The sequence below is a fragment of the Deinococcus humi genome (assembly GCF_014201875.1).
Classification (GTDB): domain Bacteria; phylum Deinococcota; class Deinococci; order Deinococcales; family Deinococcaceae; genus Deinococcus; species Deinococcus humi.
In genome coordinates, this window is record NZ_JACHFL010000008.1 from 1 (window position 1) to 17,017 (window position 17,017).

The 17,017-nt window shown below is 61.7% G+C and carries 14 protein-coding genes; 8 read left to right on the forward strand and 6 right to left on the reverse strand.

Annotated elements, in window-relative coordinates; genetic code table 11:
* The first annotated feature begins 90 nt into the window (after positions 1-90).
* Both HNQ08_RS14785 and HNQ08_RS14790 read left to right on the forward strand, forming a co-directional pair.
* The gene (locus HNQ08_RS14785) at positions 91-936 is read left to right on the forward strand and encodes a PIG-L family deacetylase (RefSeq protein ID WP_184133654.1); all 846 of its coding nucleotides are present in this window, start codon (positions 91-93) and stop codon (positions 934-936) included.
* The gene (locus HNQ08_RS14790) at positions 933-1,838 is read left to right on the forward strand and encodes a carbohydrate kinase family protein (RefSeq protein WP_184133656.1); all 906 of its coding nucleotides are present in this window, start codon (positions 933-935) and stop codon (positions 1,836-1,838) included. Before HNQ08_RS14785 ends, HNQ08_RS14790 begins: the two co-directional genes overlap by 4 nt.
* Before the next feature lie 328 nt (positions 1,839-2,166).
* Here HNQ08_RS14790 and HNQ08_RS14795 read toward each other — a convergent pair whose 3' ends face one another.
* On the reverse strand, positions 2,167-2,829 hold the full coding sequence (locus HNQ08_RS14795; protein ID WP_184133658.1) for a hypothetical protein: 663 nt from the start codon (positions 2,827-2,829) through the stop codon (positions 2,167-2,169).
* 605 nt (positions 2,830-3,434) lie between these two features.
* On the opposite strand from HNQ08_RS14795, the gene HNQ08_RS14800 reads away from it, so the two are divergent.
* A complete protein-coding gene (locus HNQ08_RS14800) occupies positions 3,435-4,469 on the forward strand; it encodes a chemotaxis protein CheB (RefSeq protein ID WP_184133660.1) in 1,035 nt (344 codons plus the stop codon).
* 157 nt (positions 4,470-4,626) lie between these two features.
* Here HNQ08_RS14800 and HNQ08_RS14805 read toward each other — a convergent pair whose 3' ends face one another.
* Both HNQ08_RS14805 and HNQ08_RS14810 read right to left on the reverse strand, forming a co-directional pair.
* Positions 4,627-5,196 carry a dihydrofolate reductase family protein gene (locus HNQ08_RS14805; RefSeq protein WP_184133662.1) on the reverse strand — a complete coding sequence of 190 codons (570 nt, stop codon included), beginning with the start codon at positions 5,194-5,196 and terminating at the stop codon, positions 4,627-4,629.
* 373 nt (positions 5,197-5,569) lie between these two features.
* Positions 5,570-5,959 carry a DUF899 family protein gene (locus HNQ08_RS14810; protein ID WP_268240018.1) on the reverse strand — a complete coding sequence of 130 codons (390 nt, stop codon included), beginning with the start codon at positions 5,957-5,959 and terminating at the stop codon, positions 5,570-5,572.
* 568 nt (positions 5,960-6,527) lie between these two features.
* Here HNQ08_RS14810 and HNQ08_RS28265 point away from each other — a divergent pair.
* From HNQ08_RS28265 to HNQ08_RS14835, 5 genes are all read left to right on the forward strand, one after another.
* Entirely contained in the window at positions 6,528-6,800 is a 273-nt protein-coding gene (locus tag HNQ08_RS28265) for a hypothetical protein (RefSeq protein WP_425321354.1), read from the forward strand.
* 497 nt (positions 6,801-7,297) lie between these two features.
* Positions 7,298-8,002: an N-acyl homoserine lactonase family protein gene (locus tag HNQ08_RS14820; protein WP_184133667.1), complete on the forward strand. Its 705-nt coding sequence runs from the start codon at positions 7,298-7,300 to the stop codon at positions 8,000-8,002.
* Positions 8,003-9,397: 1,395 nt separating this feature from the next.
* Positions 9,398-10,363, forward strand: coding sequence for an ABC transporter substrate-binding protein (locus HNQ08_RS14825; protein ID WP_184133669.1), 966 nt, complete (start codon positions 9,398-9,400; stop codon positions 10,361-10,363).
* Positions 10,364-10,365: 2 nt separating this feature from the next.
* The gene (locus tag HNQ08_RS14830; RefSeq protein ID WP_184133671.1) at positions 10,366-11,172 is read left to right on the forward strand and encodes an ABC transporter permease; all 807 of its coding nucleotides are present in this window, start codon (positions 10,366-10,368) and stop codon (positions 11,170-11,172) included.
* Positions 11,169-11,873: an ABC transporter ATP-binding protein gene (locus HNQ08_RS14835; protein WP_184133673.1), complete on the forward strand. Its 705-nt coding sequence runs from the start codon at positions 11,169-11,171 to the stop codon at positions 11,871-11,873. The genes HNQ08_RS14830 and HNQ08_RS14835 overlap by 4 nt, the downstream gene beginning before the upstream one ends.
* Positions 11,874-12,279: 406 nt before the next feature.
* On the opposite strand, the gene HNQ08_RS14840 is transcribed toward HNQ08_RS14835, so the two are convergent.
* The 3 genes from HNQ08_RS14840 to HNQ08_RS14850 all read right to left on the reverse strand — a co-directional run bounded on the left by HNQ08_RS14840 (position 12,280) and on the right by HNQ08_RS14850 (position 16,931).
* Entirely contained in the window at positions 12,280-13,026 is a 747-nt protein-coding gene (locus HNQ08_RS14840) for an alpha/beta fold hydrolase (protein ID WP_184133676.1), read from the reverse strand.
* A gap of 106 nt (positions 13,027-13,132) precedes the next feature.
* On the reverse strand, positions 13,133-15,928 hold the full coding sequence (locus HNQ08_RS14845; RefSeq protein WP_229790079.1) for a GAF domain-containing sensor histidine kinase: 2,796 nt from the start codon (positions 15,926-15,928) through the stop codon (positions 13,133-13,135).
* Between the two features lie 220 nt (positions 15,929-16,148).
* Positions 16,149-16,931: an SDR family oxidoreductase gene (locus HNQ08_RS14850; RefSeq protein ID WP_184133678.1), complete on the reverse strand. Its 783-nt coding sequence runs from the start codon at positions 16,929-16,931 to the stop codon at positions 16,149-16,151.
* Positions 16,932-17,017 lie beyond the last annotated feature (86 nt).

Sequence of the window (17,017 nt, forward strand, 5' to 3'; positions counted from 1 at the left end):
CAGCAGCCTGGCGGTGATTCCAGTGCTGATCGTCTTCGCCATCTTCCAGAAACAGATCATCGAGGGCATCGTCCTCACCGGAATGAAAGGATGAGCTCCCCTGCTGCCCTGCTCGCCGTTTTCGCCCATCCGGACGACGAGGCACTGCGCTGCGGCGGAACCCTGGCCCTGTACGCCGCTCGGGGAGCGCAGGTTCATCTGATCTGCCTGACGCGCGGCGAGGCTGGTCGCAACACAGATCCTGAGCTGGGGGACATTGACATGCCCACCCAGCGTGAACAGGAACTCAGGAACGCCTGCGCCGCACTGGGCATCCATCCACCGATTTTCCTCGATTACCATGACAGTGGGCGGGGTGACCGGCTGCGCCGCGACGATCCTCTGGCGACCATCAATGCTGACCCCGGACAGATGGAACGCCAGATTCTGGAGGTGATCGAGACCACCCGTCCCCAGATTATGGTGACTTTCGATCCACATGGCATCTATGGGCATCCAGACCACCTGACTGCCCACCGTGCCGCCACCGCCGCATATGCCAGCAGCGGCTTCCGGCAGGTGCGCGTTCAGCGGCTCTTCTATACCGTCCAGAGCCGCGAGGAGATGCTGCGCCTCCAGAGCGGACGCTCTCTAGGCGTGCTAAAAGGATTGGATCCGGAAACCTACGCAGTCTGCGACAGCACCATTGCTGCTCGTATCGATATCCGCGTCCACGCGGCACGGAAACGGGCCGCGCTGTTCTCTCACCGCACTCAGACCGGCCCACTCAGCACTCTGGGCACCCTGAGCAACGAGCAACTGTCCCCATTGATGGCCACCGAAACTTTCAGCCTGGGTGGAATTCGCTCACCCGTGCTCCAGTACCCCATGGACGATCTCTTCGCGGGCCTGGACGTCGAATTTAGTCCTCCCACCCTGCAGGAGCAGTCTGCGTGACGTCCCGCGACCTGACTATCCTGGGCAACGTCAACGTGGACCTGATCATCGGTCCCCTTGGCGACTGGCCCGAACGGGGTACCGAGGCCCTGGTCAATGAGATGCAGTGGCGCGTCGGCGGAAATGCTGGAAACGCCGCCGTTGCAAGCATGGCACTCGGTACAGACTGTGCCGTGGTCAGCACCATTGGCCATGATCTGGCTGGAGAATGGCTGCAGCAACAGCTTGCTGCTGAACAGGTCACGTGGCTGCCCCACGCCGGGCCAACTTCGGTTACGGTTGCCGTGAATCACTCGGACGGCGAACGCACCTTTCTGACCCATCTGGGGCATCTGGCGACCCTGGAGTGGGAGGACCTGAGTCCTCACATTCCGGCCAGCAGATTCGCCCTGCTGGCCGGAGCTTTCCTTACCCCGGCCCTGCGCCGCCAGTATCCTGAAGTGTTGACGTATTTCGAGCACCGTGGAACGCAGGTGGCCCTCGACATGGGCTGGCCCGACGGGGGGTACACCATCCCACTGCGGCAGGAGGTCATGGGCTGGCTGCCGCAGACGCGTCACCTGCTGATCAACGACCTGGAGGCGCGCGCACTCACCCTTGAGACCGATCTGCAGCGCGCCGCCGCCTGCCTGGCCGCCCACCTGCATCCGGAGGGCACCGTGGTGATCAAGTGCGGGGCCGACGGTGTTCTGCTCCGGCATGCCGGGCAGGCCAATACACACGCAGCCCCAACGGTCAAGATCAGCGACACCGTGGGTGCAGGGGATATCTGGAACGCCGCTTACCTGCACGCCCTCAGCTGCGGAAGAGAAATCAAGGCTGCCACCGAGTTCGCCGTGCAGGTGGCCTCACTGGCGGTATCCACCAATCCCAGGCGCTATCTCCCGACTCAATCCTTCTGACAGACGCCGGGCTGCGGTGTTGCACACATCAATGGTGATGGAAACGAAAAGATCGCGCCAAGCGGGTGCTCTACTGAATGGGGTCACCCTGCCACCGTGTTCCCGAGCTGAATTTCTGATTACCATCGCAACCCTGGAAGCTGGTGAAGCTCTTCTGCAGCAGAGCTGGCGCTACCAGAAGCCTTACCTGGACTAGGTTTGCTACGCGTAATACACAGAAAGATCGCTCAGAGAATTCCCCGAGCGATCTTCCATCTTATCCCGATTCTTGCCTGTGCTGTACGGCGTTATTCAGCGGGCCCTAATCCCGCACTAAGCACAGATTCAATTAGTGAAAGTCGCTCAGGGTGACGCTGGCATTGCCCAGGGTGAAGGAGAGGCGACAGCCAGCCAGGGCATCGTTATCGGCGCTGATCTGTGCGCTGGCGCTCGTGTCGTTCGGGCCCCCAGTGGTGAGGATGTTGATGGCCTTGTCGGTGGTGGCCTGGTCCGCATTGGCCACAACGATGTTGCTGGTGAGCTGATAGCTCGTGCCGGTGATGCCTGTTTGTGTTTTGGTGGCGTGAACGGTGAGCTTGGGTGAACTCTTCATGGTCACCGCACTGGCTTTGGCGGACGAGTCCCACAGGGCGATGCTGAAGGCGTCGATGGTGAGGTTAAAGGTGTCCGGAGCCAGGCAAGGTCCGGACACCGTGGCATCCGTGAAGCTCACTTTCACACTGGCCGCGTGAGGACGCATCCCGAAGGGGACGTCCGAGGGGTACTCGAAATCAGGGAACGACTTGGGTGGCAGGGACGCGCTGGTGTCGTACTGGACAGTCCCAACGACAGTCTGAATCTTCAGAGCGCTGGAGCTGGTGAGAACCGCGCCGTTCATGTTGGCCAGATTATTGATGGTCTGTGGGGGAACGAAGGCGCCGACAACGCTGCCACAACCGGCCAGCAGGGGCAGGCCGAGCCACAGCAGGGTGATTTTCTGGAACCGGATCATATTGTCTCCTCTGGCGGTCTTGTTAATGGCTCATGGAGCCCCAGGTGACCGGTGAATTAAAGGGGCAGGCCCACGAGTTTAGGCATTGCACGCCAACGCAAAAATCTGCTCTGACTTCGAGAAGCGTAAGGTCTCATTTCTGACAGCTATCTGACACGTGACGCTGATGGTCTTGAGCTATTTGGTCCTCGTCAATGTCGCCGTCCGGGAGGAAACGCGCAACTCGCCCATCAACCGGAGCAGCATGGGTTCAAGCGCAAGCGAATTAGGAAATCCAATTCACTGGGGTTAGCAGTCCTGAGTCATCGCCCGTTTCCACTGGCCTTCGGAGCTCACTTTAGCGGCGCTCCTACCACTTGATGGCCGTTTGATCGTCCAACAAATTCCCGTCAAAGACTGGTTTAGCTTTCAGATCCCTCTGTCGCCTGCAAGAGTGTGGAGTGGAAGAGTGCTTCCCTCCCCTCGGGTGGATTCACGGGCACCCAGCGTTAGTGCTGTGCCCGGCTGTAGCCTGGATGTCGCGTTGCAGGTTCCTTCCCCTAAAAATTGCGAAAGGGAAGATCTTCGCTTCCCCGTCCGGAATCGCCACGTAATACTGAGTCCTCATGCCTCAACTGCCACTTGTCGTGGTGGGAGCCTCTGCGGGTGGCATTCCGGTGCTCAAGACGCTGTTGAGTCGACTGCCCCGCGATTTCCCAGCCGCCGTCCTCATCGTCCTTCACGTCGCGCGTGACTTTCCCAGCCTGCTTCCTGACATCCTCGACGGAGTCGGTCCACTCCCCGTCCGTCATCCCCTGGACGGAGAGTCCATGCAGCCGGGTCAGGTCTATGTCGCTCCACCAGATCACCACCTGATCGTGGAGGATGACCATGTCGCCTTAACCAAAGGCCCCAAGGAGAATCACGCACGTCCCTCCATCAACGCGCTCTTCCGTTCTGCGGCCTACCTGTATGGCCCGTCAGTCATTGGGGTGGTGCTGTCAGGCATGCTGGACGACGGCGTCTCTGGCCTGTATGCCATCAAGCGTCGTGGCGGACAGGCAGTGGTTCAGTCGCCCCAGGACGCTGAATTCAATGCCATGCCCCTGAACGCCCTCCAAGAGGTAGAGGTGGACTACGTCGTCGCCGCGCAGGATATGGCTCCCCTGCTCACGGCACTGGTGCGCGAGATGCCCGGAGGACAGAACAGGATGGATGAGCGAGAGAACCAGCGGTTGGAGATCGAAGTGGGCATCGCCCGGGGCGAGAACGCACTTCAGCTTGGCGTCACAGAGCTCGGGGCACCGTCGCTGCTGACCTGCCCGGAGTGCCACGGTGCATTGGTGCAGTTCAAGGAGGCCGGAATATTGCGCTTCAGGTGCCACACCGGACACGGCTACAGCGGGAGCAGCCTGCTGTCGGAGATCACGCTGGAGCTGGAGAACAAGGCGTATGAGACACTGCGGGTGCTGGAGGAAAGCCTGATCCTGATGAAGCGCCTGGGCGAACTGTGCGAACAGCGCGGGGATCTAGTGGGCGCCGAAGCGTTCTACAACAAGATTCGGAAAGTTGGAGAGCGCACGGCAACGATCCAGGCGCTGGCCCAGGGCACCGAACGTTTAAGCGGACAGCAGGTGGAGATGCGAGCTTCGGACGACTAGAGGCCGTGCAAGAGTCTGTAGGGTTCCCAAGTAAGAGGGGTTAGACGAGCCTACACACGGGTCAGTCATTGGACAGCAGTTTCCCCATTGGAGCGGCTTGCCCCTTTATCAGCTTTTGGAGCCTCAACATAGCGTCAGGGCATACGGAGGACGGCGATCATCCTGGAACTGGTGTGCCCTGGTGTAGAGCGGCAGTATCGGGCGCGTAGGTTAGCAGGAGGATGCCTGAGCCTAGCTCCCGTGTCGAGACGAGAGTCATCGGAAGCCTATCTCCGCCGGAGAACAGGCGCTTGCCACTTCCAAGAACGAGTGGGAACACCATCAGGCGCAGTTCGTCCACGAGCTCGTGCCGCAGGAGCGTCTGGACGAAGGTGCCGCTACCGTAAACTAGGAGGGGCCCACCCTCCTGCCCCTTCAGCGCTTCCACCGCCGTCACCACATCACCTTCGAGCGCCGTGGCGTTCCATTCGAGGGACGTGAGGGTGGTGGTGGCGACGAACTTGGGCAAACTGTTCATCCGTTCGCCGAACTCCCCGGTACCCGAGGCAGTCGGCCAGTACCGGGCGAAGCCCTCGTAGGTCACCCGACCCAGCAGCAGGGCGCCGCTCTCGAAGAGCTCGTCGCGCTTGAACGAGCCATCGTTGGCGTTGTAGCCCGCGCGCCAGGGAGTAGCTTCTTCGTAGACCCCGTCGAGGGTCAGGAATTCGGTCACGATGATCTTGCGCATGCTTGCTCCTTTCACTCCCCATCGCCTCACCACTATCGACAGCCTCATCATGAGCGCTGGGACATAAAAGACGCTGTTATCCAGAATTCCTAATTGGCCCCTGGCAACAACTCGCGCCCAGTGGAGTGACGCTCTGGTATTCATCATGCCGTTTGATCTTTGTGAACATGTTGCCCTGGGGCCAGCCAGTCGGCACGTCCCGCCACGCTTCCTGCCAGCCGTAGGGTGGGAGATCAAGGTGACCTGCGATGCTCGACAGGGATGCAATGCCGCATCCACGCGTTTCATAGGTCAGATAGGGGACGCCGTTGACCTATAGATAGACGCTGAAGCCAGAAACCTCACCACCTTCCGAATCTGTCCAGCCCCAGTCCTAGTTGTACGTCGTATCATGAGTGGACACCCACGGGACAGTCCAGCCCATACGCGTGGAGTAGGCCTGAAGTTTCTCAATAGGCGCGCGGGAGATACGCACGAAGCTGATGTCATCGGGTCTGAGGTGTGCCAGATGGAGAATGGCATTGTCGGCGGCGTCCGAGCAACATGGGCAGCCCTGATCCCAGGCCGGACTGAACATGAAGTGGTGCACGATCAGTTGCGAGCGCCCGGCAAACAGGTCAATGAGCTTTACAGGGCCGCTATCGCCCATGAACGTGTCATTTTCGACCGGTGTCATCGGCAGGCGCCGACGTTCGGCAGCCACCACGCCACGCAAGCGCGTTGCAATTTTTTCCATAGGCAGAAGTGCCTTGCCTGGGTCCACGCGGCTCGGTCGACGATCGTCGACCGAGCCGCGTTGGTCTTGATCATGGATGTTCTCCAGCTGTCAACAGTGAAATCAGTCGGAGACCTTCGTCCATAGCAGTTTCGTTGCCCTTTGTCGGGGCGCCTGATGGGGTGGAGATCGGGCGCAGCCTCTCGCCAGGGCATGCTCCGGCAGCACTCCAATCGCGAGGCGCTGGTGGGCCAACCGTTGCTGGCGTGGGTGATCCCCGCATGCACTTTGGGACGGACGATCGAGAATGGCCCACAGTATAAACTGGGACGCGGTGGGACATATGGTCCCAGCGCGGCGTCGCAGAAGGAGCATCGGCAGCGGGTGTCTCATTCTTCGGGGTACACTCCTTTCCGAGCTCTGTACATCTATGTGGACGCCGTACACATTACTATGCTGTCGGCAGAATATAAAGAGGCGATATCCCTGTATCGTAATTTCACTCCAATACGATGAACCCTAGACCTATCGCCATGGTGACCTGCGCAATGCACTGGTCGGCGTTGGCCTGGATCTGGTGCGCGGTGGCGGGCTGGACGCCCTGAGTCTGCGGGAGGTGACACGGCGGGCTGGGGTGGCGCCAAACGCGGCGTACCGGCACTTCGAAGACCGGGCTGCGCTACTGGCCACCGTCTGTGCGGCTGCCCAGGCGGAGGTAGCCCTCAACATTGAGGCGCAACTGGCGCAGCTAGAGGTCACTGCGGATCAGTCGCCCATGCCTGAGCCCGCTTCAGGGCAGTCGGTCTGGGTTACCTACCTTGTGCCCAGACTGAACCCGGCGTGTTTCGCGTCGCATTTAGCCTGTCTGGCAACCCGGACGGGGCCTTGAGTCAAGCCAGACGAGGCGCCAGCGCCCTGACCCCCTTTCAACTTCTTGGCCAGACACTTGATGAACTGGTCAGTTCAGGAGTGTTGCCCGAAAAGCGCCGGCCTCCTGCGGAATCCCTGGCGTAGTCGGCGGTGCATGGCCTGGCGACCTTGTTGATTGATGGCCCGTCGCGCGCTATGTCTCACAAGGCGGTGCGCGCTCTGGAGCTTCAATTGATTCGGATGATCGAACGTGGCCTCTAAATAGGGCGTGTAAATGCTCTCACGTTTCGTTACCACCCTACGCTCAGTAGCGTTGCTAACTTCCGGCCCGGCAACCCGGTCGGAGTTCAGCCATCGAATGGTTGCCGTCAGTTACCCAGTGTGGGCTGAATGGCGACTACGCCGCCAGGTAACAGTGGAGAAGGCATATTGTCGAACTGACCATGTCCTTCGTGCGTCCCTACTTGCTCGGCGCACTATGGTTATGAACAGAGTTTCACTTTCAGGGAGGAAGCGATGAGCCAGACCGCCATGAAGCGTCTCTATCTGATGCAGGTTGGGTCCATGCCGGACTACCAGATTCCGATTGTTTGCGCCCTGATACAGACCGATGACGGCAGAAATATCCTGATTGACAGCGGCCTCCCGGAGACCCTGCCAGAAGAAGCATCAGAGTTCGAGAATGGCAGGGACGTGCTCGAACAGTTGGCAAGCATTGGCCTACACTCGGAGGATATCCATACCGTCATTTCGACGCATTACGACATTGACCACGCCGGGCGACACGGAGCTTTTACCAGGGCGCAATATGTCGTTCAGCGGGAGCATCACATAGACGCGGCAACCAACCCACGCTTCGCGGCCACCCGCCCCCAATGGGATCAACCCATCGAGCGCATTCGGCTGGTGAACGGAGATACGGAACTGCTGTCCGGACTGGAATTGATCGAGACGAGCGGGCATGTACCGGGACATCAATCGGTGCTGCTGCGGCTGCCCGAAACGGGGACGATCTTATTGACAGTAGATGCTGTCCCCTTCGGCGAGGGGTTCACCCGCGAACACCAGGGTGACGGGCGTAATCCGGAAGCCGAAGCAATGCGCGTCAGCACCAACAAACTGCTTGATCTGGTGGAACACGAGCAGATCGCGATGGTGATCTTTGGGCATGACCAGGCACAGTGGGAAGGGCTGAAAAAGCTGCCGGAGTTCTATGCGTAAGGAGGAGAGCAAGCTTTTCTGCCAGCGTCTTTCTATTCAGAGTTGGTATAGAGCCATGAGAAAGGGGGCGATGACGAGAAGCCCTGTGAGCCCTCTTTTTTGTTTCTGGAAAGCATAGTTCGCAAGCTTTGCCAACGGTTTCACAGAACTCTGTCAGCCTTTGCGCGCTCCAAATTGGTTTGCGCGCTTTCATTTCAATTAAGCTTATTACCATTACATTAGTGTGCTCAACAAATCGTCAGTGATATTGCACAGCATTTGAGGCTCTGGAAATATTGCGGTGGCAAGGATCTCCCGCACAATGGTAGGGCGCTCACCTCGTTGAGATCAAAGAAAAGACGCCCTGCAGGACGGACATCAGAATCTACACAAGTGATGGACAGCTATAGATCAGCGCCAAGCGCACGGAGCAAGTCATCCATATCCACTGTAGTAGAACGCCGTTGGAGCTCACGGCGTCTTGGAGGAAGTGATCTCTCCGCCACCAGCGGAACAGCCACTGGCACAGCAGGGACCGTGGGGGGCCGGGGCGTAAGCACCTTCCAGACTGACCAGTTAAGCAACATGTTTTAGTGTGATCTTTTCCACAACCAATTACAACTGTCGTTCTTCCAATTCGCCACCTTACGATCTGATGATGCGGCGGTCCTGACCTGTTCTCCCTGACTGGAAGGGCCATTCCGATGAATAGGATGCGTTTGTCGATCTATGGGTGGCGGGTGTCAGACCAACGCCTCGCTGGCCATGCATAACGGTATTCCGGTGGAAGAGGTCAGCAAACGATTGCGGCATGCTTCCTCTGCTTCACCCTGAACCAATACCGGACTGTGTTCACAGTAAGCGGGAGAAGTGGGCCTTGAATCTGAGTCGATTGATCGGGGCGGATTGGGCAGTTACGGATACGACACTTTAGACCCTCTGGTCAAAGTGGAAAAACGCGATGGACGGGTCTTTTGTTGGTGGGTGATATAGGATTTGAACCTACGCCCACTCGCTTGTAAGGTACTCCAAGCCCCATTTCGCTTGCTCACCTCCCCTGTCGCCAGTTGGACGGAACCCGGCCACAGCGCGGTTTTGGGCGGTTTTGGGAGGCTAAAACCGGGTAGGGGTCATTCAGGGGTGCGAAATCGCCTGGATTGTCCGGCGATTTCTACACATCAGCCAAGCAAAAATGCCCTCACCTGCAGTTGCGAAGGACAGGGCAGTGGCCGGTCACCCAAGGCACCGGAATCAGGCGAGGGACGCACCGGAGCACCGCTCACCCTCTCTTTGAGGAGCGCCCCCTACCACCGCTTCGGATTAGTTGATAAAGTTGGTCAACCATTTTAGAGGTTGATCCATTCGTCTATCAAAGCCGGTCAACATGCAGCAGTCCACAGATTCCAAGGAGCCGTTATGACCCAACAAGCACGCCGATCTCCCCTCTTGATCAGCCTAGCCCTTGGCCTGACCTTGAGCTCGGCTCACGCCCAGCCCGTCCAGACCGTCAGGCTGGGCTTTTTCCCCAATCTCACGCACGCGCCCGCCCTGATCGGCCTGGAACGCGGCCTTTTCCAGAAGGCGGTTGGAGCAGCCAAACTCGAAGCCAAAGCATTCGTCTCCGGCACCAGCCTCAGTGAAGCCTTCGCCGGCGGTCAAATTGACGTTGCGTACATCGGGCCCGGTCCGGCCATCAATGCCGCCACCAGGGGAATGCCCATTCAAATCGTCGCTGGAGCCAGCGAAGCAGGGGCAGTGCTGATCGCCCGCAAGGACAGCGGCATCCGAACGTACAAGGAACTGGCGGGGAAAGTCGTGGCGGTACCCAGTGCCGGGAACACGCAGGATATCAGCCTGCGGCACATCCTTAAGGAACAGGGGCTGAAATCCAAGGCCGATGGCGGCACAGTCACCATCGTCCCCATCCCGCCTGCAGATACCATCGCGGCGTTCGCCGCCAAACGCGCCGACGCCACCCTGGTGCCCGAACCGTGGGGCGCGGCCCTGCAAGCCCAGGGGCACGTCTTGATCGGGGATGAGAAGACCGTCTGGCGCGGTGGGAAATACCCCACCACCATCATGATCGTCAACGCCCGCTTCGCCCAGGCAAATCCAGCGCTGGTCGAGGGTTTTCTGAAGGCCAACACCGAAGCGGTGGCGTTCCTCACCAGGAGTCCAGCGGCGGCGCAGGCTGCCGTGAACCATCAACTGCTCAAATTGACCGGCGTGAAACTCGACCCTCGCGTCCTGCAACGGGCCTTCGCCCGTACCAGATTTACCACCAGCCTCGATTTGGAGGCCCTGAAAGAGTACGCGGCGCTGAACGTGGAAGCCGGGTACGCCCGTAGCGTTCCAGACCTTTCCTCGTTTATCAGGAGGTAAGGGTGGACACCCGCAGGAGCGGGGCCAGGTGGCGCACGGCCACCTGGCAGGCGCTGGGGCTTGTGCTCATCCTAGCCGTCTGGTGGCTGGTGACGGACGGCTTGAAACTCTATCCACCGTATGTGTTTCCCAGCGCGCGGGCGGTGTGGACCGAAATTTCATATGGGCTGTGGGGCACCGGGCCACAAGATGGGAAACTCCTGGCCGCCATCGCAGGCAGCCTGAGGCGGGTGCTGACGGGGTACTTGGCGGCCGTGGCGCTCGGCACATGTATAGGCCTATTGATGGGGCTCTGGTCACCCATTCGCAGCACGCTGGGCGCCTACCTCACGGGCGTCCAGAGCATCCCCAGCATTGCTTTCGTTCCGTTCGCCATCCTGTTCTTTGGGCTCAACGAACGAGCGGTGCTGTTCGTGGTGATCCTGGAAGGATTTATTCCCATTGCGCTGTCAGTTTCGGGCGCGCTCCTGAATGTCCCGCCCACACTGCGGGTGGCCGGCCGTACCCTGGGGGCCAGCGGGTTGAGTCTGCTGCTCCGGGTGCTGCTTCCGGCAGTTCTGCCCAATGTCCTGACGGGCTTAAGGACCGCCTGGAGCTTCGCGTGGCGGGCACTGGTCGGCGCGGAACTGCTGATCGCGGGCTCAAAAAGCCTGGGAGAACAACTGGAAATCGGGCGAAATACGGCCAATGTCGCGTTGGTCCTGGCGACCATCATCATTATCGGCGTCATTGGCGGGCTCTTCGACGCTCTCCTTCGCACCGTGGAAAGCCGGGTTCGGCGGGATTACGGCCTGGAGGCGGGAGAATGAGTCATCACTTGGACAGGACATCCCTGACCCTGGCCGGGGTCACATACCGATATAAAGGCCGGGCCGGGATTGGGTCGCTGGACATTCAGGTGAAGTCCGGAGAATTCCTGAGCATCGTCGGCCCGTCGGGCAGCGGGAAGAGCACGCTGCTGAACCTGTTGGCTGGATTCCTCCAGCCACAGAGCGGCCAGATCATGGTTGGCGGGGACGTGATTTCCGGCCCACACCCCCGACTGACCCTGGTCCAGCAGGAACCTGCGCTTTTTCCATGGCTGACCGTAGCGGGCAACGTGGCCTTCGGGCTGAGCAAGTTGTCCCGCCTGGAGCGGACCAAGCGTGTAGAAGATGCCCTTAAGCTTGTCAGTCTGGATGGGTACAGCTCGCGCCGGGTGCATGAACTCAGCGGAGGCCAGCGGCAGCGCGTCAGTCTCGCCCGTGCCCTGGCCGTGCAGCCAGACTTGCTGCTGCTGGATGAACCTTTCAGTGCGCTGGACATACAGACCCGCGCACAACTCTCCAGAGAACTCATGGAGATCTGGCGGCAGGCAGGGGTGACCTTTGTGTTTGTCACCCACCACCTGGAGGAAGCCATGCTGCTCGGTCAGCGGATCATCGTCCTACGCGAAGGACTGGTGGCGCTGGACAGGCAAACCAGTCAGACAGATGTGGCGCAACTGGAAACGCTGATGGGCGAGGCATAGGAAACAGTTTCCAGCCGTTTGCCGGATGGAACTGGTACATCCCCCCACGGTAGGTTGGAGGCCTGTCTTTACGAGCGTGTCCTTGCCATTTCTCTCCTCTATTACGGGATTCAGGCCGATGTGATCCTGCCCAACCTCAACGTCTCCAACACAAGCAGCTTCAGGCGTTGAAGCAGACGCACGCCTGGTGCGTAGCCCAGGAGGGATTGTGTCCAAGTTCAGGAGCTATCCAGTTTTACCCTGAACTTAAGAGGCGCGATCCCTACACCGCCCTATCCGCCTGCACATGCCTGGTTGCCGCCTGCCATATCCGCTGGAGCGACACACAGACCCGTGCATTCTCCGCTGAAACGTCTTTTCCAGACGGGCCAGAACCAACTTGAGCGATCGGGACGAACGGCAGGTGTTACTGCTCAACCTGACCGCGTAGGTTCAGCAGTGCCTCCACAACACGGGCGGGTGCGGAGACTGGTGCGAAATGGTTTGCTTCCAATTCCTGATACTGCACCTGGGGGTCAGCCTGCGCGCGTTGCGCCATCCGCCCGTACAGGCCTGAACGCATCCCCAGCACATCCTGCCTGCAGCCCAGAAACGTGCGCGGCAGGACCCGGCCCGCCGGATTCAGCGCCCGGACTGGCTGCCGCAGCGTCCCAATGGGCTGCCCTTGCCCCTGCGACCGCTCCAGATACCAGCGTCTCACCGTTGAATCGGGAATGGCGTCGGTCAACAACGCTTCGGGCAGGTCCAGATTCACCCGCCATCCATCGCCCTCCTGCGCGCGTTCCTCCCACCAGGTGCGCTCCTCGGGCTGCAAATCGAAGCGCGATTCCCCAGGTTCGGGCAGGTCGGCGTCGAGATACACCAGGCGGGTCAGCCGCTCAGGCACGCTGTCTGCCACACCCGTAATCACCATGCCAGCGTAGCTGTGACCCACCAGGGTGACCTCCCATAAATCTTCGTAAGACAAGTGGTGGACAATATCCTGGATGTGGGTTTCAAGGTTGACGCCTGCATGCCCAAGGTGGGCCCGTTCCCCCATGCCAGTCAGTGTCGGAGTCAGCACGGGAAATCCGGCCTGGCGCAGGGCCCGGGTAACGTCACGCCAGTACCAGCCTCCACCCCACGCGCCGTGGATCAGGACAAAGGGCTTCATTGGCAGACAGTATGACCCACGGAAGAAAGTGCAGGTCACAAAGTGCAGAATGCGGCGTCAAGGGCAAACAGTCGTCGCAGGCTGAGCCCCCGTCCGCGCAGCTTGGTCAGGGTGGTTTCGGCAGCGTGAAGCTGAACGTCGCACCCTCACCCGACACGCCGCGCGCCGAAACCGTGCCGCCGTGCCGCTGCACGATCCGCCGGACGTTGGCGAGGCCCACGCCGGTTCCCTCGAAATCCTCAGCGCGGTGCAGCCGCTGAAACACCCCGAACAGCCTGGTCGCGTACCGGGGGTCGAAGCCGGCGCCGTTGTCCCGCACCAGGATCTCCACTTCGTGAGGCCGGTCCTCCGCCCACACCTCAATGATCGTCTGCTCACGCCCGCGGGTGTACTTTACGGCGTTCCCCAGCAGGTTGACCAGCACTTGCCGCAGCAAATTGTGATCGCCCTGCGTCAGTGGCAAGGCCGCGACTCGCCACCCGATGTCACGGCCCGCCGCGTCCGCGTCCAGTTCCAGCCGCACCGACTGCACCAGCGCTTCCAGATCCACCACCCCCAGCCGCAGCGGCAATCGCGAAGTGCGGGACAGGTCGAGCATCGCGTCGATCAGGAGGTTCATCCGCTGCGCGGCCTCATTGATCACCGTCAGGTACCGCGTGGTTTTGGGATCCAATCCAGTGCCCAGTTGCTTCCGAAGCAAGTCATTGAAACTGACGATGTGACGCACGGGGGTGCGCAGGTCGTGCGAGACCGAGTATGCGAACGCCTCCAGCTCCTCGTTCGCATCGGTCAGGGCCGCGGTGTGCACCGCGAGCGCGCTCCGTTCGAGCGCGAGTTCAGCGGCCTTGTCCGCCCGGTCGAGGGCCAGCTCCAGGCTGTTGCCCACCGCCTCGATAATGCTGCGTTCGGTGGGGGACCAGCTGCCCTGCTCGAAGCGGGCCAGCCCGAAAATCCCGCGAATCCCTGCCGAACTTCTCAGCGGCAGCATGGCCGTCGTGCGTACGTGTGCCATGGCTTCACCCAAACCGTCCACGTTCACGTCGTACGGTTCGAGGTACGTGACCTCACCGGTTTCGAACGGCACCCGCAGGTTCCCGGTCGACTCGTGCGGCAGGCCGGCCTCGTGCGCCCGGCGCAGGCTGTCACTGCCGTACTCGCCCAGCATGCTACGCACCCACCAGCGGTCTCCTTCGCGTTCGTAGTACACCGTGGCCTGCACGGGCACCAGTTCATACAGCAGCGCCTGCGCCCGGCGGATCAGCTCGTTGGCGTCGGCAGCGTCGGCGAGGTCGCGCGTCCATGCCTCGAACGAGGACAGGACCCGGTTGCGTGCCTCCACCTCCGCACGTTGCTCGGTCAACTGTCGGGCCTGCTCTGCGCGTTCCAGCGCGAAACCAAGGCTGCGCACCACGGTCTCCAGCACCACGCGGTCCTCGCGGGACCACGCCCGGTGCTCGAACAGCACCGCGATGAACACACCGACCGGATCACCGGCGCGCATCACCGGCAAGGACGCCGCGGCACTCACGTGCTCCACCATCCCTTGCGGGGTGTCGCTGCCCCGCGCGTACTCGTCTTGGTAGAGCGCCTGCCGGGTGGTCCACGGGACATCCACACTGGGCGTGGCGCCCACCGGGGGACCGGCGTTGATGAACGCCTGAAGCTCCGCGTTGCGGACGTCACCGACCTGCACGCGGTTGCACCAGTGCTGACCTTCACGTTCGTAGTACAGCGCGTACCCAGCAGACAGCAGCGACAGCACGACCTCCTGTGCGCGCCGGATCAGTTCGTATACGTCGGCCTGAACGCCCAGTTCGTGCGTCAGCGCGGCGAAGCCTTCCAGGGCGCGGGTGCGCGCGTCGAGTTCCAGGTTCTGCGCTTTGAGCTGCCGCGCGGTGTGCGCCCGGTCGATCGCGAGGCCGAGTGCCCGGCTGACCGAGTGGATGACCACCTTCTCCCGTTCGCTCCACGCGCGCGCGTCCCGCGTGCCCACCCCGAGCAAGCCGCGTGCCTCACCTTCGGAGAACAGCGGGACGAACGCCGCCGCCCCGTACCCCCGGGCGGTGGTCATGCCGTCCGCAGCCGCGTCCCAGCCGTCGGCGAACACGGCGACGCTGCGCTTGACGGCTTCTGCAAGGTTCGGCGCGTCCACCGGCACACCCCGAACGAGTTGCGCGGTCACGCCAGGATCGATGTCCTCGGTCCACACCCGGGCCTTCCACAGGTCGCCGTCGCGCTCGTAATACACGACGCTAACGTGCGTCAGGTTGTCGCGCACCACCCGGGCGGCTTCGCGGGCCAGGGTCAGCACGTCCGTTTCGCTGCCCACCTGCTCCGTGAACACCGCGAACGCTTCGAGCGCCGTGCGTTCCTCGCGCAGCCGCCGCGCCTGCTCGGTGCGCTCGACGGCCAGGGTGAGGCTGCGGCCCAGCGCGCGCATCAGGGCCCGGTCGCGAGGCCGCCAGATGGGCCCGTCGTGCAGGCCGACCGAGAAGACGCCATGCACTTCACCCAGGACGACCAGCGGGTAGACGCACACCGGGCTGTTCTCGATGCCCTCACCCTCAGGGTTCCAGCCGTCGATGAACACCGGTGCTTTCGTTTCGATCGCCCGCGCGAACGAGGGCACGTCAAGCGGCAGGCCCGAGCGAATCCTGTTCACCTGGTCGTCGGTCACCTCACCCGTCCACGTCAGCGCTTGCCACAGGCCGCCGCGCACCTCGAAGTAAGCGGCGGCGTACTTGGTGAAATGGGCGTTCATCACGTCGTACGCCTTGCGGGTCAGGGCGAGCACGTCGGTTGCACTGGCGGCGAGTTCGGTGAACGCCGTGAAGACCTCCAGCGCGGCCGCCAAATCCGGCGCTTCGGCGACGCTGCTGTGGTGAGGAAGGCCGTCAGGCATAACGTTCACCATAGCGCGGGGCCGGGTGATGCGCTGAGCGATTCGCTACCGCGCAGCATCACGCCGCCTTCATGCTCACCCGCTGCCTGCTGGGACGGGAAGGGGGCGCGCTGCCCCGGTTGCACGGGCTGGAGCTCGCGGGGCGCCCCCAGCTCCGGCGGCTGTGATGTCCAGCCGCCCGGCGAGGACAGTTGGCGTGAGCCGGAAAGCCTGCCGCACTTCATCTCGCCCTTGCCCTGGCTGACTGGAGTGCCAGCCAGGAAACCCAGTCCAGGCCCACTGGAAGCGCACTGTCCTCCACAGCCGCCCTGTGTTGCCATGCCTGGAACAAAGGCACCGGAAGGGGCAGCCGCAGCACTGTGGGACGGTGACCTTGATGAATCTGCCAGAACCGGGCCAACTGATCCAGCGTGAACGGTTGAGGGCCAGTAAGGTCCTGGACGCGGCGCGCGGGTTGCTCCAGCGTCAGACGTGTCAGTTGCCGCGCCACGGCGTTCGCCTCCACGGGTTGCAGCGTCACCCCCGTGGGCACCAGGGAAATGCGCCCAAAGGACATTCGCTGCACGAGTTGGGCCACGAACTCGTGAAACTGGGTCGAGCGCTGGATGGTGAAGGGCAGACCGCTGTCCTCGATGCGCCGCTCGATCTCTAGCTTCTCCCGATAGTACGCCGCCCCCTGCATCCGCTCCAGCCCCGTAATGCTCATGTAGACCACATGCCGGATTTCACTATCCCGAATGGCCTTGAGAAGGCCCTGCGCCACGTCCAGATCAGCGGTGGCATGAAGGGGCTGGGTGGCCAGGTGCAGCAGGGTCTCCGCTCCGGAAAGCGCCCGCTTGACGGCAGAGGGGTCACGCAGGTCGCCCGGAATCCAGGTCAGGCGCGGCGCCTCAAGGCCCGGCCGGCGGGCGATGGCCTGGACAGCGGCTCCTTGGGCCAGCAGGTGTGGAATGACCTGCTGGCCCAAGGAGCCTGTTCCCCCGGTGATCAGCACGGTCTTCACAGGGCTACCTCTCCTGCGCACGGGCCATCCGCAGCCGCCCCACCGTGATGCGCCCTGGTGAGCTGGTTCAGCCATGGTGGCAAACA